Origin of the sequence: Azoarcus sp. CIB, from assembly GCF_001190925.1 — a bacterium.
Taxonomy (GTDB): Bacteria; Pseudomonadota; Gammaproteobacteria; order Burkholderiales; family Rhodocyclaceae; genus Aromatoleum.
Window position 1 is genome coordinate 4,939,262 of sequence record NZ_CP011072.1, and the last position, 14,108, is coordinate 4,953,369.

Here is a 14,108-nt window from a genome sequence, read left to right on the forward strand (position 1 = left end):
CTCTAGCCCTTGCCGCCACGCCAGATGGAGAACAGCACCCAGATGCCGCCGATGACGGCGGCGATGAAGCCGAGCAAGCCGAAAGATGGCAGGCCGGGCTCGCGCTCGACGGTCATGACGATGGCCGAGCCGATGATCAGGGCGGCGGTGACGACGCTGATCGCCAGGCGGCTGGCGGCGCGGTCGAGACGGTCGCCGAAATGCTTGAGGGGCAGGACCTCGACTTGCACCAGGAGCTTGCCGCGCCGCGCGGCGCGCAGGAGCTGGCGCAGGTCTTGCGGCAGCCCGGCGACGAGGGCAAGCGTGTCGCGCAAGGCGCGCCAGCCGCGCCAGACCAGGGCGCCGGGCGCGGCGTGGGCGAGCAGCACCCGTTCGAGAAACGGCGTAGCCTCGCCCGCCATGTCGAAGTCGGGGTCGAGCTGGCGCCCCAGTCCCTCCAGGGCGATGAAGGCCTTGATCAGCAGCGCCAGGTCGGGCGGCAGGGTGAGGCCGTGCTCGCGCAGGATGGCGACCAGGTCGGAGAGCATGGCGCCCAGATCGAGGTTCTTGAGCGGCACGCCGTGATACTGGTCGGCGAAGGCGTCGATCTCGGGCTGCAAGGTCTCGCTGTCGATCTCGGCGCCGCCGCTCCAGTCCAGCAGCACTTCGGCCACCTTCTCCGCATCGTGGCTGACGAGACCGTGCAACAGCACGGCCAGCTGATAGCGGCGCTCCTCGGAAAGGCGCCCGACCATGCCGAAGTCAATGAAGGCGATGCGGTTGTCCGGCAGGTAGAAAACGTTACCGGGATGCGGGTCGGCGTGGAAGAAGCCATCTTCGAGCATCATCTTGAGCACGGCCCGGGCACCGCGACGGGCCAGCAGCCTGCGGTCGAGGCCGGCCGCGTCCACGGCGGCCAGGTCGCGGCCGGCAATGCCATCGACATAGTCCTGCACATTGAGCCGCCCGCCGGTCCACGGCCAGTGGATGCGGGGAACGACGATCTCGGGGTGATCCGCGAAGTGGGCGGCGATGCGCTCGGCGCTGCGGCCCTCGGCGGAAAAATCCAGTTCGCGGCGCAGCGACAGGGTGAAATGGCGCACCACCTCCCGCGGCCGGTAGCGGCGCAACTCGGGCGCTTCCGCCTCGACGATCTCGGCGAGACGGGCCAGCAGGCGCAGGTCAGCCTCCACGATCGGCCGGATGCCGGGGCGCCGCACCTTGAGGATGACCGCCGTGCCGTCAGCAAGCCAGGCGCGATGCACCTGGGCCAGCGAGGCCGCCGCAAGCGCCTGCATCTCCAGGCGCGGAAAGATGGCCTCGGGCGGCTCGCCCAGGTCCTCCGTCAGTTGCGGCAGCAGCTCGGCGAAAGGGATGGCGGGCGCCGCGTCCTGCAGCTTGCTGAACTCGGCGATCCATTCCGGCGGGAACAGATCTACGCGGGTGGCGAGGATCTGCCCCAGCTTGACGAAGCTCGGCCCCAGCTCCTCCAGCGCCCGGCGCAAGCGGGCCGGCGGCTCCAGCCGCGCCAGTTCCTCCGGTTCGTGCCAGTGCAGGGCGCGGCCGGCACGTTCCAGGGCGCCCGCCATGCCGATCCGCCGCACCAGATCGCCGAAGCCGTAGCGGATCAGGACTGAGGCGATGTCATGCAGGCGGCCCAGGTCGCAGACGGCGCCGATCGCTTGCCATAGCATCAAACGTCCTTGCCGGTCTCTTTCGATTCCAGGCGGGCAGCGATGCCTTGGAGCAGGCCGGCGGCCAGACCGGCCAGCAGCGCGGCTTCATGGCGCACGACCTCCGCCCCTTTCTTGGCCTGTTCGCGCGCACCTGCCGTAACGGCCTGGGTCAGTTGCTCGAGCGCGATCCGGGTACGTTGGCCGACGGCCGAGCCACTGCTGCGGGCATGTTCGGCAAGCTCGGTGAAGGTGGCCTGGACAGTGCCCCGGGTATCGCGCGCTGCGTCCTGCAGCGTTTCGATGAACAGCGTCTGCAGCGTGGCCAGTTCGTCCGCCGCCTGCTTCAGCCCCTGCCGGGAGAACTCACTGGTGCGACCCGTGGCCTCCTGAATGGCCAATTGTGCGGCCTCCGCTGCGCCGGCCAGCGCCTCGTCCAGACCGCGCATCGCCTCTTTCAGCGCTTGTCCGCCGCGTTCCCCGAGCGGCACGGCGCCTTCGCGGGCGCCTCTGACCACGGCCGCCGTCACGCGTTTGAGTGCATCGGCATCAAGATGCCCGCGCGTGAGAGCATCGAGCGTGATCGCACGCACCTGAGAGGCGACCGCGGCCGGGTCGGTGGCAAGTGCGCCTTGTACGCGTTGCTCGAGTTCCTCTGGCGTCATGGAGGGAAGACGTCCCTGCTCCTTGAGCATCCGGTCGATCTCGGCCTCGGCCTCCAGCCAGTCCTCTGCCACGTTGCCGCCCACAAAGCCGCTCTTTTCCGCGCGAAAATAGGCGGCCTCCGCGATCATTCGATAGCGTTCCTCGGCGGTGACGGGCGGATTCTTCTCCGCAACGGATTCCTGCGCCGCATTCGAAGTGGAAGTGGATTTGGCCATGGTCGCTGCTCCTTTTCAAAGTGAGAGTGTGGAAAATCCGGCGTGTGCGGGGCCGGGTATCGGTATGAGCTTGTCCAGGCGCCCCATCCTCAGCGTGCCTCCCCATCGGCTGAGGCCAGCCTCCCTCGCAGCAGATCGCATACGTGGCGTGCCAATACCTCGGGGTTGTCCTGCTGGGGCCGGCGTCCTGGCATGAACTTACGGGTTGCACCGGCTTGGAAATGGAAGATCACCAGGCCAAAGATCGACATCGCGAGCAGGTGGGCATCCACATGTGGGTCCAACTCGCTGGCGAGATCGTGGACGGCAACGAACATGTCCCTGAATACCTGTTTGGCCAAGGTACTCTGACGCGCCTCGTTGGTGTCCAGCAGTACCCACTGCACCAGCCGCAGAAAGTCCTTGTCCGAGGCCATCATCCGGGCGAGCCCCGCAACAAAGCATTCAAGCCGTTTCCATGGGGTGCCGTTGCCGGCCAGCATGTCTTTCAGTGCGGCCACTCTTTCCCGGAATTCGTAGGCCACTGTATCGAGATAGAGCTGGTTCTTGTCGGCGAAGTGGTAGTAAAGCGCCGCCTGGGTGAGGCCGACGGCGGCAGCGATATCGCGCATCGAGACGCCGTCATAACCGTGCCGCGCAAACAAAGGCGTCGATAGCTCAAGAATCTCTTCCCGCGTTTTTCGCTTGCGAATGATCCTAATCGGCTGGCGGATCATAGATTGGTGGCCCTTCCGATAAACTTAACGAACGATCAGTATATCGCTGTCAGATGTGGTTTGCACCATCCAGCCTACTGAGAACCTGTTCACAATCCTTTGAGCAGTAGTGCGATGAAGGCCAAGTGGACGAACTGCAAGCTGGTGTTGAGTTTCCGCTCGCAGTTTTTCCAGTGGCGGCGGCATTTCTCGATCCAGGCGAATGACCGCTCGACGACCCATAGCTGAGGCATGACGGCAAAGGAATGCAACTCGCTGTGCTTGGCGATTTGGACTTCAGCGCCAAGCCATTCCTCAACGGCATGAGCGAATGGCTGGCCGACATAGCGTAAGCGCCCGGAAAACTCACCTGTCCCATGGCGCGGTCATCCGCTGAAGATCGTGTCCACCAAGTTCGATGGTGGACACTATGGACTATGGACGTTGGCATCCCGCGCCGAGCCCGGCGAACAGGCAGGGCAATCGCATGAATCCGCGGTGGCGCCCCGTGAGAATTGTCGTTGACAATCATGATGTTACGAAGGGGCTGTTCACAAGCGTTTGTTTTGTGTAGTTTTCTGTCTTTTTGGGGCGACTCATGGAGACGGAAGGCCGGTTGCGGTTGGCGGACGTGTTTGTGTCGATCAGCGACCCGCGTCAGGCGAGGAAGACGCGCACGATCTGGTGGAGGTGCTGGTAGTGGCGGTCAATGGCGTCCTTGCCGGAGCCGATACCTTCGTCGAGATCGAAGGGTGGGCAAACGAGAAGCTCGCGTGGTTTCGGCGTTACCTGAAGCTCGAACACGGCATTCCGTCGCATGACACGTTTGGCCGGCTGTTCGGGCTGATCGATCCGAGCGAATTCGAAGCCGCCTTCCGGCGCTGGGTCAGCAGCATCCTGCCCGCACTGGGGCCTGATGCGGTGGTCGCCATCGACGGCAAGACCAGTCGGCGCACGGGCAAGGTCGATGCGACCGCGTTGCATTTGGTGAGCGCCTTTGCGGCCGGTGCAGGGCTGGTGCTGGGGCAGACGGCCACGGCGCAAAAATCCAACGAGAAGATGGCGATTCCGACGCTGCTGCAAACGCTGGCCCTCGAAGGCTGTATCGTGACGATCGATGCGATGGGCACGCAGGCCAACATTGCGCAGGCAATTCGCAACAAGAACGCCGACTATGTCCTGGCGGTCAAGGACAACCATCCGACGCTCGCCGAGGCGATCGGCGATTTTTTTACCCAGTTCAAGGCAACTGCGCCTGCCAAGACGCCCCACAGTTTCTACCAGGACATCGACAAGAACCACGGACGCATCGAGCATCGCCGCTGCTTTGCCTTCGATCAGCTCGACTGCCTGCACAATCCGGCACAGTGGCCTGATCTCAAATCCTTCGTCGTCATCGAATCCGAGCGCACGATCAAAGGCAAGACCACCTCCGAGCGGCGCTGCTACATCAGCAGCCTGCCGCCCGATGCGCAGCGCCTAGCCCACGCCGTCCGCTCGCACTGGGCCGTCGAGAACCGTCTGCACTGGTGCATGGACGTCGTCTTCGGCGACGACCAGATGCGCGCCCGCACGGGCCACGCCGCTCACAACTTGGCTGTGCTCAAGCACATCACGCTGAACCTCATTCGCCTCGATCCCATCCCCCGCAAAGGCGGAATCAAGCTGCGCAGGCTTATTGCCGCAACATCCGACGAATACCGCGCTCACCTCTTCGGTCTGGAGTAGCCGCATTCATGCGATTGCCCTGGGCGAACAGGTGCTCATTGCCAAGTACCAGGGCATCGTGTGCTACGAACGCAACCGCCAATGACGAGGTGGAAGCGATGCTTTACCAAAGATGAGGGGAGGCCCCTCGAAGTCGGCTTGCAGGGGCGGGCTCTTTGTCAGTTTCTCTCCTGCCGTGAGTGACAGAGCGGCGAAAGCGATGCGGGAGACCATGCGTCACTGGCGGCTGTATCATCGTGGTGACCTTCCTTTGGACGATCTCGTACGTTGGACTCGCTCCGTGATTCATGGGTGGGTTGCCGATAGGTGCCTTCCTACACAGGATCGGCGGCAGCAGATACCGACAGGTAAGGGTTGTTCGGTGGCATATCGCTGAACAGGACTCGCGGGTCTTCCAGCAGGTAGCCGTGGAGTCTCCGCGATTTCCGCGGCCCTGTGACTGCGCATATCCAGATGTTCAGACCATTCTGCTGCTTGCGGTGCAATTGCAGCTTCTCGAAGCGTTTTTGCACCCATTGCCAATCGGCCAGTTGGTCTTGCTTGGCAAGGAAGGCAGTTCTTGGATGTTCCTGAGCGTAACGCTGGAACACGCCAGGGCTGACCAGATAGACGGTATCGGCGACCGTATGCACCAATGCCTTGGTGTCGTTGATGATGAGCTTGCGCTCTTCGATATGCCGGCGCAGCCAGGCGACGAAATGCTCGCCTGACGGCGTTTCCTCCAATCCTGGAGTCGACGCAGACGCCGCCGAGTCGGCCGGTAACCTTGATTCACCTGACTCAAGAGGCGGCTCTTCCAGGGTTGGAGAAAACATTTCGGAGGTCGACGAGAGAACGGCCGATGCGATATCTGGAGTGTCGAGCAGATCCAGAAGCGCCTCGACGCCTTCGCCGGCTGGCTGCGCCGACAGAGGCTCGGAGGCGGCCGAGTCCGGTACGGCGGGCAACGACGCGGAAACTGTTGGTTCCCCCTCTTCCTGCACCACCGTCACTGTGCCGGCGAACGGTGTGGGCCGCTGATTACCTTCCCAGATCAGGGATGGCGCGAGGCGCAGGAGCGTGAAGGTGTGAGACCAGCCCGCGTCGCTGGTGATGGTGGCCTTCCAGATAGCCTTTCCCTCCGGCGTCGGCTGCGCAATGCCATGATCCTGCAGCACGTTGAAGACGGCGGTGTTGCTGGACGGAATGCCATCGACGCCCTGGACCAACAGATGGGCGCGCAGCTTGTCCGAGACCGTTTTGCTGACCAGCCACAGCGCGTCCTGGGTCAGCCATCCGTCCGAGGCCTGGGGCTGGTTCAGCTTGAACTCTTCCTTGAGCAGGTAGCGCAATCCGTCGAGGAGCTTGCGTTGGAGCGCATGGCGGGGGGCCGCCAGCGCCTTGGCCGGATCACCGCCCAGCGCCTGGGCGACCGAGGCCTGATCGGCCTGCACGACCAGTTCCCCGAGCATGCCGGCATGCTCGTACTGGCCGGCCAGCACGTACAGGAGTGCCGACCACAGGTCGGGATATCCGCTGAGCCAGTCGAAGATACCGGCGTCGAGCAGTCGGGCGTAGAGCAGCCCGGTGGCTGCGCTGTGCAGCCGGTATTCGCGCGCCTTGTGGTAGCGGAAGCGGTACGGCTTCCGGAGCGGACCATGCCAGGGATGCCAGATCGTGCCGTCGGCATACTCGACATGCAGGTCGACGGCGACCTTGCCGACGTCGTGCAGCAGTGCTGCGTAGGCGATGCCGGCGGTCCAGGCCTCGGCCTGGGCGGCCTGGGTTTCCGGCGTGGCACCGGCCGGCAGGAGATGGGGCTGTCGCAGCTTCAGCGCGTAGGCCACGATTTCCAGGCCGTGGTCCAGCATGCCGCCCGGGTAGGCGTGGTGGTGGCTTTCCGAGGCTGGGAAATTCTGGACCAGCTCGGCGTAGCGCTCCAGTGGCGCCCGATACAGCGTGGCGAACTGGTCACGGGAGACGGACGTGCGCTGCCAGATGTGTTCCAGCAGCTTCTGCCGGCGCGGTGTCGCCAGCAGTGATGCGGCCGATTCCGTCCGCGTCAGCCCTTTGGGGGGCTCGGCGGAGGGAGTGGGCGTGACTGCGGTGGCAGGTGGCATCCGTTTGCGTTGGAACAGCGAGAGCATGGCGAATCCTGGATGGCGGGCTGTTCGGGGGAGCCTCTTGGCCCTTTCGGGTAGGGCCTTTCCCCTTGACCCCGTTCCCTTGCCCCTTCCCAGCCCTTTGTCCTTTGTCGGAAAGCCTTTGGTATAGGGCAGCGAAGGCAGCCGAGCCACAGCCAATGGGGGACTGGCCCAAATCGGATTCTGGCGGGAAGGCGGCCTGTGCCGGGCCTACGATGGGGCCTTCTCTTTCAACTGGACGGAGGTCCCATGCTCAAGCAGATTGACGATGTAAGGAATATTCCTTACCATGCAAGTATTGTCATCAGGAGAACAGCCATGCCTGAGATCCATGAAGTCGCCACGCTGACCTCCAAGGGCCAGATCACACTGCCCAAGCCCATTCGGCAGGCACTGGGCGTGGACGCCGGCGGAAAAGTGGCCTTCGACCTGCGCGGAGGCGAAATTATCGTGACCCGCGCGGACGCCGAACACGAAGACCCGGCCATCGAGGCCTTCCTGGGCCTGCTGGAGGCCGACATCCGGGCCGGTCGGCACGTCCAGTCCCTGCCGGATGATCTGGCCCGAGCCATGTTGGCGAATGCCGGCCACGCGGTCAATCTCGATGAAGACATCGACGGCGAAGTGGCGCTCTGATGCAGCGGCACGGCTGGACGCTCTTGTTCCACGAGGGCGTGATCGAGCAGTTGCGCAAGCTGCAGGTGGCCGCGGAGCGGGCCGAACAGAGCGACCCGCAAGGATTCGAGGGCAACGCCAACGTCAAGCTGTTTCGGGCGTTGAGCCAGTTGATCATGGAGGTCGTGCCGAGCGATCCCGCGCGGGACGAGTACCGCCAGGGCAACACCCTGGGGCCGGCCTATCGCCACTGGCGGCGCGCGAAGATCGGGCGGCGATTCCGCCTGTTTTTCCGCTACGACTCCAAGGTGAAGGCGATCGTGTTCGCCTGGGTCAACGACGAGCAGACCCTGCGGGCGGCGGGCAGCAGATCCGACCCCTATGCGGTGTTCGAGAAAATGCTGGGCCGAGGCAACCCGCCGAACGATTGGGCGGCGCTGGTGGCGGCGAGCCAGACGGATTGGCGTGCACCGGAGAATCCTTGAAACGTACTTGGTAGCCACCATGAAACCCACTGCACACACCAACTTCGCGGAACGCGCCGGCCGGACGCTGGGTCGGATGTGGCGGGGAATTGTGCGACTTGACCGGAAGGCGCACGGCCTGCTGATTGTGCAAGGATGGGCGCCTGGTGTGGCCTCGGCGGTGCTGCTCGTCATCAAGCTGGTTGTGCTCGGTGTGCTGGCCTACGCCTCACTCTGGCTGGCGGCGCTGCTTGCCCTGCTGGCTCTTGCTGGTTGGAGCGTGCGCGACCCAGCAGCTTGGAACGCGGAGGACGAGAGCAAGCCGGAATGGCGCGAGGGGCACGGCGGCTTTGGCTTGTATGACAAAAGCGAGTGGCGCCGCGACATGGGTGATCCCGACAATCCTTAGGCTAGCGACTGAATCGGGATCACCTTCACTTGGCGGATCCCTTGGCAGACGAGATCGCGAGCCGCGAACCGCTCCCTCCTGCTGATTTCGCGTCGCCGGTTGCAACGGCAAGCCCGTTCAGGACATTGCCGGCCCGAACGCCAACCCATCCCAGCGCAGCCACCCAGAATCCCGGCAGCACGATGAACATCGTCGCCATGACGAAGTTCAGCAGCATATCCCCGAAGGCATTGTTCAGGCCGATCAGGGGATCGAAGTTCGAATGCGGCCGGCTCGCGCCGAAGCCCCAGCCATAGAGCGCATCGAGGATCGTACTGTCGAGCCAGCGCGCGAGCTGGAACCAGAAGTCCACGAAGAACAGCGCGAATTCCGCGCAGCTCACCGCGACCAGGGCCTTCAGCTCGTAGGTACCGACCACCAGCACCAGCGGGATGCAGATGACCAGCGCCATCTTGAGCAGCGACAGCACCATCGGCAACGCCTGGCGGACCACGTCCATGGCCGGAAAGAAGCCCAGCGAGCCTACGGTCATCCCGAGGTCGCCGGCACCGCGGGTCACGATGTTGGGCAGCGTCTTCTCGATCTGTCCGCCGTAGTCGGTATAGACGGCGCCTTGGTTCATCTTCTGCTGCCGGGGAGAGACGACGGCGCGGATCACCGAGTCGTTGACCTCGTTCTGCGACAGGAACCCCGCCCAGCGGCCGATGCGAGAGAGCAGATCGGGATCGACTTGGGCCAGCAGGCGGGCGCGCAGCCCGCTGTTGCCGTCCGACCACCACTGCCGGCAGCTCGGATAGCCGCCGCCGCTGTCCACTTGGGCCAGCCCCGCGTCGCGGGTGGCGTCGTAAGGCCAGGCCGTGCGCGGGGTGCTCGAGTGGTAGGTGTCGTAGAAGCCGGCTGTGTCGAGGAAGTAGCTCGAGCCGATCCAGGTCACGTCGTTCATCTGCTCGTCGGAGAGCGTCGGCCGGCTCATGAACAGCTTGGCGCGCGAAGGTCCATAGCAGTCGTGCACGAAATCACCGACCTCCTGCGCCAGCACCGGGTCGTTGATGCGGGTGGAATCGACGTCCATGCGCATCTGCCGCAGATCGGTCCCGCAGGGAATCGCTGCCACCGCGGCGCCCGTGACGGCCTTGGAGATGGCGTGCATGAAGAACCACCACACCGGCACCAGCGCGCTCTGGTTGTTGAGCGTGGTGTAGGCGTTGGACCAGCCGGTGTCCTTCGGCTGCGGAACGCTGACCTGGCACTGGGCGGAGCGGGTCGTATCGAAGCGGATCGTGCTCAGATCCACCGGAATGAAGGGGATGCCGGCGAACATGATGACCACGATCGCCACCCAGACGCGGTTCTCGATGCGCATCGAGGACAGCACACCTTTGTTGCCCTCGTCCGCGCCTTCCGCGCGCGCCCGCAGCCACTCCTGGATGACGATGGCGACGAACGGCAGCGCGAACACGCCGCTGGCGACGAGGATGTTCCAGATGCCGTTGTTGACCAGCCAGCCCACCAGGGTCAGGTAATACTCCAGGTAGTCGGTCGTGTAGAGGGTCATGGCATCCTCCCCGCCTCAGCCATGGCGCAGCAGCTGACTGGCTTCGAGCAGCACGATGGTCGTCACGGCCGCGATCTCGACGCGCAGCAGGCGGTGATGCGCTTCGGCCGACGGCTCGCGTTGCAGCAGGCGCCGACGCATCCACCACCAGCCATAGGCCGTCGCTGCGTAGAGAAGCAACCGCCAGACGTGGAAGAGGGCGGAATGCGCACGCAGCCACTGCTCCCAGCCGTCGATGCCGCCGACGATGTGAATGCCGACTACATTCACGGCCACCGCGATTCCGGCCACCAGCAGCGTCCATAGCAGTGCGACGCCCACGCGACGGTTGAACAGCCACGTAGGCCACCGCAGCCACGTGCGGCCGGTCATGGCGTGCTCCGGGGCTTCTGGACTTCCTTGAGCCGGTCGCGCGTGGTGTCGCCCTCGAAGATGCCGCGCGAGCCACCGGCGCGGGTGCCGTGGCGCTGGACGATGGCCATCGCGGAGTTGCCCGCCAGCGTGCGCCGCAGCTCCAGCTCGGTCTTGAGGTTGTTGATCTCCTGCTCCAGCGCGCTGTTCTCCTGGTCGACCGCCTTCACGGCCAGCTCGTTGGCCGCGACGTTCGGCTCTTTCTTGCCGGTCAGCAGCGTCCGCTGCAACAGCAGTGCCTTCTCCAGCACGCTGGACAGCGCCGCCTCCGACGCCAGGCGCTTGCCCAGCAGGTCCTGGTCGGGCTCGTCGCGCAAGGCCTCGATCACGCCGCGGGTGATCGGCAGCGAATTGCTGCCGGCCGCTTCCAGGTTCGCTACCGTCGTCGGCTTCGCACCGGTCACCAGTTCCTGCAACGCCTGCAGCTTGGTCTCGTACTCCTCCTGGATCACCGGCGTGAGCCCGACCCCGGGAGTGGTCTGGGTCTTGGTGCAGCTATCGCAGGTGCGCTGCTCACGTTCGCCCAGCACGCGCGTCGCCCAGGCTGCAGCCGCACCAGGCGAGGACCAGGTCTGGCAGGTCAGCCGGTTGCCGCAGGAAGTGCGCGGGATCGACGAGGTGTCCGTCGCGCTGCGCCCGTTGAGCAGGTTGTAGCCCGCGCGCGTCATGTCGCCCACCACCTTGATCGCACTCTGGCCCGATCCGCCCGCGTTGCCGCCGCCGACCCAGGGCACGCCGTTGTTGCCCCTGTTCGACTCGGCCTGCTCGACGGCCGACACGGCATCGGTGCTGCTCACCGCATCGCGCAGTGCCATGCCCTCGGCGAGCTGGTCCCACCCGGCCTGCCCACCCGCCATGTCCGCCAGGCGGTTGGCGATGGCCCGGCAGGTCATCTTCGAGCGGTCGAAGTCCAGGCGAGCCTGCAGGACGCCGTTGGTGAGCAGGTTGTAGAGGCCCGGATCGGCGCGCTGGATGATCAGCGCCGGCAGCGACGCCACCGCACTGGTGGCGTTCTGGATCACGGTGCTCATGATCGCTTGGAAGCCGTTGGTGATGCCGTTGAGCTGGTTCTGCAGCGTGGTCGTGATGCTCATGTTTCCGCAGATCAGGTTGCTGTTCCAGCCGATCCCCACGCCGATGCTCTGCATGTTCCCAGCACCGCCCATGGACACGGCCCTGCCGCCACCGATGCTGTAGAGCACGTCATCGCCGATGACGCTGCCATTCACGCTGACGCTGCTGCGGTCGATGCGGGTCTGCGCCCAGGCGACACCGGCCGCCGTTACGGCACAGGCGAGCGCGACGGCCAGGGTGTAGGGCTTGGCACGCTGAGTGAAGCGGGAAATGAGTGCTTTCATCGGAGACACCTCACTGGAAATCAACGCTGCCGAGGAAGACCTGCCCCCGGCGTCGGCAGCAGGCATAGGGCCGCCACAGTGCCCAGGCGTAGTCGCCTTGCCGGGCTTGCACGCGCGTGTTGGTGTGCGGGAACACCGCGCAGGTGTTCGAGAGGGTCGGCGTCAGTTCCTGCCATTTGCCGGTGGAGGCATCGCCTTCCACCAGGGCACCGGCGGGCCAGTAGCCGGCGCGCGCGGTCGCGAGCAGCGGCTGGTAGACGTGGGGCTGGGCGCGCCGCGTCACGACGTCGCCCGCGCGCTGCGCCACCACGGCGCCGCTCTTGTAGTCGTCGGTCTGGTGCAGGAAGCCGCCGCGCGGATAGACGTTGCCCCACAGGTTCAGCGTCGTGCGGCCGCCGATCTCGCGCATGCCGGGGATCAGCGCTTCCGGGTACACCATCTCGGGGATGTTGTAGCGCCAGGCCAGCGTGTCGAGCGTGCTCAAAAGGTACGGCATGAAGGCGGTGCCGGCGCCCTGGCAGGTGTACCCGGATGCACTGGCGAACTGGCTGAACACCGAGCCCGCGGGATGCCCGATCACGTCCGCGTTCTTGAACTTGGCCAGGTTGTTCTCGTTGTCGTGGTTGGTCGTGCCATCACCGCCGGCCCGTGCTGTGGGATTGGGCATGCTCATCGCCCGCACTTCCACCCATGGGTTTTCGCCGGTGTTCGAGTAGCTGGACACCACGGCATCGGGTACGTAGTGGCGCACCTTGACCGAGGTGCGTACCGAGCAACCGAACATGGTGCAGAACAACCAGTAGCAGATGCCGACGACGCGGTACTCCAGGCAATTCGGCGACACGGCCGAGGAAATGATGGTCGCCGTGTCCAGGGCGAAGGTCGACGTGGCGCCGCAGAGCAGCAGCGAGGCCATGGCTGTCCGCAGGCGCCCGGACGGCGCGGTCGGCAGGCGGGTCATGGCCGTGCGCTCCGGTGGGCATCGATACGAGCGACGGCGCGTGCCACGTCGGGCTCGCCATAGACGACGTAGCGGCGATCGACCACCACCGCGGGAATCGCGGCAATGCCCAGGCCCCAGGCATCGGCGACATCTTGGTAGGCACGCCCGATCCGGCGCTGCAGTGTCTCTTTCCCCTCACGCAACCGCTGCTGCACGATGGCCTCGGCCTGGCCTGGATCGGCCGGCAGGCCGGCGGAGAGTTCGGCCTCGATCCGGGCCGGCAGGTCCAGCTCGATGATTCGCTCGCCACCCATGGTCTTGATCGGGTGATGGCTGTCGGTGACGACCAGCACATCGGCTGCTGCGAGCGGGCTGAACAAGGCCATGCACGACCACGCAGCCACCGCGACAGCCATGGATTTCCACGAAGCAAGGTCAGGAAGAAAGCCATAAGGTGAAAACTGCATGTGGCGCCTCAGTGGTGTCGATGCAGGTCATAGTCGAATCCAATGACGCTCGTGGAGCGACAAAGAATCCGACGCCGGGAAATCCCCGTTTTGCAGGGGCGCTGCCGAAAGAAAGGGAGCCCGAGGGCTCCCATGGGGATGAACGGCACATACCGGGATAGCGGAGAGCTACAGCAGGCCGGCTTCGGCGAAGGAGTATGGGTTGCCCTTGCCGACGATGAAGTGATCCACCACACGCACGTCGACCATGGCCAGGGCGGCTTTCAACCGCTCCGTGAGCGCACGATCGGCGATCGAGGGCTCTGTCACCCCCGAGGGGTGTTGGTGCGCCAGGATCAGCGCCGAGGCGTTGAGGGCCAAGGCACGCTGGACGACCACCCGCGGATACACCGAGGTCTGGTCGACCGAGCCCCTGAACAGCGGCTCGAAGGCGAGCACCTGGTGCTGGCTGTCGAGGAACACGACGGCGAAGACTTCGTTGGGCTCCACGACCAATTTCAGACGCAGATAGTCGCGCACGGCGGCGGGACTGCCCAGAGACGGGCCAGCTTTGAAGACGCGCTTCTCCAGCAAAGTGATGGCCTGCTGGATGATCCAGTCCTCGTGCTGGGCGACGATCAGGGTGAGCGACTCCGGGCGGGAGTCGGCGACGACACAAGACATGGCGAACCTCCAATGGATGAGATCGGAGGGCGCCTGCCCCGGGAGGGCAAACCCTCCAGGGGACGATGGGGATGGGACAGTGGACGAACGGGCATCCACCACCACAGGCGTGGCAGCTGTTCGCGGGCAAGGATGCGAAGCGAA

13 protein-coding genes and 2 pseudogenes are annotated in these 14,108 nt (G+C 65.0%); 4 read left to right on the forward strand and 11 right to left on the reverse strand.

Going from position 1 to position 14,108, the window contains the following annotated elements; all coding sequences use genetic code 11:
- Positions 1 to 2 precede the first annotated feature (2 nt).
- The 4 genes and pseudogenes from AzCIB_RS22160 to AzCIB_RS23965 all read right to left on the reverse strand — a co-directional run.
- On the reverse strand, positions 3 to 1,673 hold the full coding sequence (locus tag AzCIB_RS22160; protein ID WP_050417885.1) for an ABC1 kinase family protein: 1,671 nt from the start codon (positions 1,671 to 1,673) through the stop codon (positions 3 to 5).
- Entirely contained in the window at positions 1,673 to 2,533 is an 861-nt protein-coding gene (locus tag AzCIB_RS22165; protein ID WP_083447102.1) for a DUF2934 domain-containing protein, read from the reverse strand. Before AzCIB_RS22165 ends, AzCIB_RS22160 begins: the two co-directional genes overlap by 1 nt.
- Positions 2,534 to 2,622: 89 nt before the next feature.
- Entirely contained in the window at positions 2,623 to 3,249 is a 627-nt protein-coding gene (locus AzCIB_RS22170) for a TetR/AcrR family transcriptional regulator (protein ID WP_050417886.1), read from the reverse strand.
- 89 nt (positions 3,250 to 3,338) lie between these two features.
- Positions 3,339 to 3,575: pseudogene (locus tag AzCIB_RS23965) on the reverse strand (transposase); the annotation flags it as partial.
- Between the two features lie 251 nt (positions 3,576 to 3,826).
- Here AzCIB_RS23965 and AzCIB_RS22175 point away from each other — a divergent pair.
- Positions 3,827 to 4,956: pseudogene (locus tag AzCIB_RS22175) on the forward strand (ISAs1 family transposase).
- 314 nt (positions 4,957 to 5,270) lie between these two features.
- Here AzCIB_RS22175 and mobH read toward each other — a convergent pair.
- Positions 5,271 to 7,082: a MobH family relaxase gene (gene mobH / locus AzCIB_RS22180; RefSeq protein ID WP_050417887.1), complete on the reverse strand. Its 1,812-nt coding sequence runs from the start codon at positions 7,080 to 7,082 to the stop codon at positions 5,271 to 5,273.
- A gap of 246 nt (positions 7,083 to 7,328) precedes the next feature.
- Here mobH and AzCIB_RS22185 point away from each other — a divergent pair, with 246 nt between their 5' ends.
- From AzCIB_RS22185 to AzCIB_RS22195, 3 genes are read left to right on the forward strand one after another with little or no spacing between them, the layout of a single operon-like run.
- A complete protein-coding gene (locus AzCIB_RS22185; RefSeq protein WP_444541836.1) occupies positions 7,329 to 7,715 on the forward strand; it encodes a type II toxin-antitoxin system PrlF family antitoxin in 387 nt (128 codons plus the stop codon).
- A complete protein-coding gene (locus AzCIB_RS22190) occupies positions 7,715 to 8,179 on the forward strand; it encodes a type II toxin-antitoxin system YhaV family toxin (RefSeq protein ID WP_050417889.1) in 465 nt (154 codons plus the stop codon). The genes AzCIB_RS22185 and AzCIB_RS22190 overlap by 1 nt, the downstream gene beginning before the upstream one ends.
- A 19-nt stretch (positions 8,180 to 8,198) precedes the next feature.
- Positions 8,199 to 8,567 (forward strand): DUF3742 family protein, encoded by a 369-nt coding sequence (locus AzCIB_RS22195; RefSeq protein ID WP_050417890.1) that lies wholly within the window; start codon positions 8,199 to 8,201, stop codon positions 8,565 to 8,567.
- A 25-nt stretch (positions 8,568 to 8,592) separates the two neighbouring features.
- On the opposite strand, the gene AzCIB_RS22200 is transcribed toward AzCIB_RS22195, so the two are convergent.
- From AzCIB_RS22200 to radC, 6 genes are all read right to left on the reverse strand, one after another.
- Positions 8,593 to 10,122: a conjugal transfer protein TraG N-terminal domain-containing protein gene (locus AzCIB_RS22200; protein WP_050417891.1), complete on the reverse strand. Its 1,530-nt coding sequence runs from the start codon at positions 10,120 to 10,122 to the stop codon at positions 8,593 to 8,595.
- A gap of 15 nt (positions 10,123 to 10,137) precedes the next feature.
- Positions 10,138 to 10,494: a hypothetical protein gene (locus AzCIB_RS22205; protein WP_050417892.1), complete on the reverse strand. Its 357-nt coding sequence runs from the start codon at positions 10,492 to 10,494 to the stop codon at positions 10,138 to 10,140.
- Positions 10,491 to 11,891 carry an integrating conjugative element protein gene (locus AzCIB_RS22210; RefSeq protein ID WP_050417893.1) on the reverse strand — a complete coding sequence of 467 codons (1,401 nt, stop codon included), beginning with the start codon at positions 11,889 to 11,891 and terminating at the stop codon, positions 10,491 to 10,493. Before AzCIB_RS22210 ends, AzCIB_RS22205 begins: the two co-directional genes overlap by 4 nt.
- A 10-nt stretch (positions 11,892 to 11,901) precedes the next feature.
- A complete protein-coding gene (locus AzCIB_RS22215) occupies positions 11,902 to 12,852 on the reverse strand; it encodes a TIGR03756 family integrating conjugative element protein (RefSeq protein WP_050417894.1) in 951 nt (316 codons plus the stop codon).
- Positions 12,849 to 13,301, reverse strand: a complete 453-nt coding sequence (locus AzCIB_RS22220) for a TIGR03757 family integrating conjugative element protein (RefSeq protein WP_083447103.1) — start codon at positions 13,299 to 13,301, stop codon at positions 12,849 to 12,851. The genes AzCIB_RS22215 and AzCIB_RS22220 overlap by 4 nt, the downstream gene beginning before the upstream one ends.
- A gap of 168 nt (positions 13,302 to 13,469) precedes the next feature.
- Positions 13,470 to 13,964 carry a RadC family protein gene (radC, locus tag AzCIB_RS22225; RefSeq protein WP_050417896.1) on the reverse strand — a complete coding sequence of 165 codons (495 nt, stop codon included), beginning with the start codon at positions 13,962 to 13,964 and terminating at the stop codon, positions 13,470 to 13,472.
- Positions 13,965 to 14,108 lie beyond the last annotated feature (144 nt).

Excerpts from the sequence above, each read along its gene's own strand:
- AzCIB_RS22160 (WP_050417885.1), bottom strand. The coding sequence starts at position 1,673 with ATGCTATGGCAAGCGATCGGCGCCGTCTGCGACCTGGGCCGCCTGCAT.
- AzCIB_RS22165 (WP_083447102.1), bottom strand. The coding sequence starts at position 2,533 with ATGGCCAAATCCACTTCCACTTCGAATGCGGCGCAGGAATCCGTTGCG.
- AzCIB_RS22170 (WP_050417886.1), bottom strand. The coding sequence starts at position 3,249 with ATGATCCGCCAGCCGATTAGGATCATTCGCAAGCGAAAAACGCGGGAA.
- mobH (WP_050417887.1), bottom strand. The coding sequence starts at position 7,082 with ATGCTCTCGCTGTTCCAACGCAAACGGATGCCACCTGCCACCGCAGTC.
- AzCIB_RS22185 (WP_444541836.1), top strand. The coding sequence starts at position 7,329 with ATGCTCAAGCAGATTGACGATGTAAGGAATATTCCTTACCATGCAAGT.
- AzCIB_RS22190 (WP_050417889.1), top strand. The coding sequence starts at position 7,715 with ATGCAGCGGCACGGCTGGACGCTCTTGTTCCACGAGGGCGTGATCGAG.
- AzCIB_RS22195 (WP_050417890.1), top strand. The coding sequence starts at position 8,199 with ATGAAACCCACTGCACACACCAACTTCGCGGAACGCGCCGGCCGGACG.
- AzCIB_RS22200 (WP_050417891.1), bottom strand. The coding sequence starts at position 10,122 with ATGACCCTCTACACGACCGACTACCTGGAGTATTACCTGACCCTGGTG.
- AzCIB_RS22205 (WP_050417892.1), bottom strand. The coding sequence starts at position 10,494 with ATGACCGGCCGCACGTGGCTGCGGTGGCCTACGTGGCTGTTCAACCGT.
- AzCIB_RS22210 (WP_050417893.1), bottom strand. The coding sequence starts at position 11,891 with ATGAAAGCACTCATTTCCCGCTTCACTCAGCGTGCCAAGCCCTACACC.
- AzCIB_RS22215 (WP_050417894.1), bottom strand. The coding sequence starts at position 12,852 with ATGACCCGCCTGCCGACCGCGCCGTCCGGGCGCCTGCGGACAGCCATG.
- AzCIB_RS22220 (WP_083447103.1), bottom strand. The coding sequence starts at position 13,301 with ATGCAGTTTTCACCTTATGGCTTTCTTCCTGACCTTGCTTCGTGGAAA.
- radC (WP_050417896.1), bottom strand. The coding sequence starts at position 13,964 with ATGTCTTGTGTCGTCGCCGACTCCCGCCCGGAGTCGCTCACCCTGATC.